This window comes from uncultured Cardiobacterium sp., from assembly GCF_938028185.1.
Classification (GTDB): domain Bacteria; phylum Pseudomonadota; class Gammaproteobacteria; order Cardiobacteriales; family Cardiobacteriaceae; genus Cardiobacterium.
Genome location: NZ_CALJAH010000066.1, coordinates 1 through 2388, shown reverse-complemented (window position 1 = coordinate 2388; position 2388 = coordinate 1). Strand labels below are relative to the sequence as shown.

Below are 2388 nucleotides of genomic sequence, written 5' to 3'. Positions count from 1 at the left end.
CTGCCCGGCCAACATATTAAAAGCAATCAACTGCCCCACCGTCATCTTGCCTTCAATCACCAGCTTCGCGCCAAAATACAAAGTAGCGATCGTTACCGACTTCTGAATCAGCTGAATCCCCTGCTGGCCGATAGTCGCGAGTTTGGTCACGCGGAAACCCGTCTGCACATAACTCGCCAACTGCTTGTCCCAGCGCCGCGTCATCTGCGGCTCGACTGCCATTGACTTTATCGTCCCCAGTGCCGACACCGACTCCACCAAAAAAGACTGATTATCCGCATAGCGGGCAAACTTCTCGTTCAGCCGCGCGCGCAACACCGGCGTAATCAGCGCCGACCAAGCGGCATACACCGGCAGCGACACCACCACAATCAGCGTCAGCCAGCCGCTGTAAAACCACATCACCGCAATAAAGATGAACGAAAAGAGCAAATCCAGCACCGACGTCAGCGCCTGCCCGGTGAGAAAATTGCGAATCTGCTCCAGCTCACGCACCCGCGCCACCGTATCGCCGACACGGCGCTGCTCAAAATAACTGATCGGCAACTGCAACAAATGGCGATAAAGCCGCGCGCCCAACTCCACATCAATGCGGCTGGTCGTATGCGCAAAAATATAAGAACGCAGCCCGCCCAGCACCACCTCAAACAACGTCACCACCACAAAAGCGACGGCAATCACATCGAGCGTACTGAAACCACGATGCACCAGCACCTTGTCCATCACCACCTGAAAAAAGAGCGGGGTAATCAGCGCGAACAATTGCAACACAATCGAGACTGCCAACACCTCCAAAAAAATCCGGCGGTACTTAATCACCGCCGGAATAAACCAGGTGAAATCAAACTTGGCGAGAGAACCCAAGATGGATGCGCGCGAGGCGACCAAAATCAACTGCCCGGAAAAGCGCGCGGAAAAATCCGGCAAAGACAACAAAAGCGGCTTGCCCGCCGCCAAATCCTGAATCAAAAACTGGCCGTCATCCACTCGCGCCAAAATAAAATGCTGCCCGTCCGGCTGCCACACCACCGCAGGCAAAGCCAGCAAATGCAATCTTGAAATAGAACGGGAAACAGCGCGCACCTTCAAACCCAGATAACGCGCCGCCAACAACCACTCCTCCTGATTCAAATCCTTGCCATTGGCAGAAAAGCGGTGCAACAAATCCTCCCCACTCGCCGCCACCCCATGCACGTGCGCCATAACCAATAAAGCATTCAATGCCAGCGGGGTATCGGACGGAATGGCGGAGGCAACAGCAGCACTAACGGGGGACGTGTCCATATGCAGGCAAGATGAAAAAAAAGAAATAAACAGTTAAGACGCGGCGGATTCTTGCAGCGGCGGACGGCGAAGTCAAATACCGGAAGGCGGGGATGGGCAGGGTTACGGGGTGTTGTTGTGATTATTTTACTGTAAATAAACGGGATTTTAAGAATTGACGGAATTGGTTACGGTATGGATAAGTTTGATAATGGCGTGCTTTCTTCGGTAGCGGTAGGGTGGGGCTTGCCCCACCATCTTGAAAAAAGATGCGCGCCGATAGCGGTTGGTGCACCTGTTCGGGCGGAAAGATGAACAGCATTGTGAAAAATTACAAAGATTACTGCATGGACATAATTTGCCATAATCCGCGTGGTTGCGGGAATTCTGGCGGGTCGGTGTGTGAAAGAGGTCTCTTGAGTGGCAGATGTAGGTTGAGAAAAGTTGCACATAACGGCAAGGTTATAGTATGGTTTTTGTAACCCGCAACAGGCGGGTAAGCAAAATCTGCCACCTGATTCAGGAGAATTTACGGATGCAACCTATGCGGAGAAAGCAAACTTTTTGGCTAATAGTGCAGAAAAATCTTTGGGCTATGAGCTTAAGGAGTTTTTTGCACTATCTGCTTCTTACCTGCATAGCATGGACATCAGTTTGGGTGTATGCGGCAGAGCCTATTATCAATGCGGCCGTCAATGCGGATGAAACACTACTGGTAACGGTGCAGGGGAAGAAGGCAACCGTATGGGAAATCGCTACAGGGAAAAAACTTTACGATGTACAGATGCCAGAGGAAGACTGGTCTTATAAAGAATTGGAGAATAGTGGTCGGATTATGGTTGCGACCTTTGACCCCAAAAATCGCTGGTTTGCTGTTGGTGGAGTTGCCAATGGAATTTATTTTTTTGATATAAAATCTGGTATCTTAAAAAAGACCGTAGTGCCTAATGTTAGATTTATTGAAGATATATGTGTATCTCCAAATGGGAATTTTTTGATAGATACATTTATAGGAGGATTAAGTATATGGGACACTACAAAATGGACGCGCAAACATATTAAAAAGGACAATAAGGAACATATTCCTGTTGGGGAATGTTTGTTTATGTCGAACAAAAGATTTAT

2 protein-coding genes are annotated in these 2388 nt (G+C 49.3%); one reads left to right on the top strand and one right to left on the bottom strand.

Annotation, left to right across the window (positions count from 1 at the left end; all coding sequences use genetic code 11):
• The coding region (locus Q0349_RS02075) for an ABC transporter transmembrane domain-containing protein (protein ID WP_298079184.1) at window positions 1-1284 on the bottom strand (1284 nt) is incomplete at its 3' end.
• A 592-nt stretch (window positions 1285-1876) separates the two neighbouring features.
• On the opposite strand from Q0349_RS02075, the gene Q0349_RS02070 reads away from it, so the two are divergent.
• The coding region (locus Q0349_RS02070; RefSeq protein ID WP_298079183.1) for a WD40 repeat domain-containing protein at window positions 1877-2388 on the top strand (512 nt) is incomplete at its 3' end.